This is a genomic window from uncultured Lacinutrix sp. (assembly GCF_947500605.1).
Classification (GTDB): Bacteria; Bacteroidota; Bacteroidia; order Flavobacteriales; family Flavobacteriaceae; genus Lacinutrix.
In genome coordinates, this window is the sequence record NZ_CANMSJ010000026.1 from 1 (window position 1) to 437 (window position 437).

The 437-nt window shown below is 41.2% G+C and carries 1 protein-coding gene; it reads left to right on the forward strand.

The genetic code is table 11. From position 1 onward, the window contains the following. Positions 1 to 437: Calx-beta domain-containing protein (locus Q0935_RS15830; protein WP_299388335.1), on the forward strand; the 437-nt coding region annotated here is incomplete at both ends.

Consider the following 437-nt stretch of genomic DNA (forward strand, 5'->3'; position numbering starts at 1 on the left):
ATTACAGATAACGATTCAGTAACAGTTACTATCGGAGATGTAACAGTTGATGAAGGAGCCGGCACAGCAACAGTACCAGTAACCTTAAATATCCCAAGTTCAGAAGATACAGTAGTTACTATTGTAACAACAGACGGAACAGCAGGAACATCAGATTACACAACGACAACAACAACGGTAACAATTCCAGCCGGAGCAACAAGTGTTGATGTTATCATCCCAATCACAGAGGATGCAACAGATGAGCCAGATGAAGATTTCACAGTAGACGGAACAGTAACAAGTGGTAACACAAGTAATACAGATCCAAGTGGAACAGTAACGATTACAGATAACGATGCTACACCAACAGTAACCATTGGAGATGTAACAGTAGATGAAGGAGACGGAACAGTAACAGTACCAGTAACCATCGATGTACCAAGTTCAGAAGATAC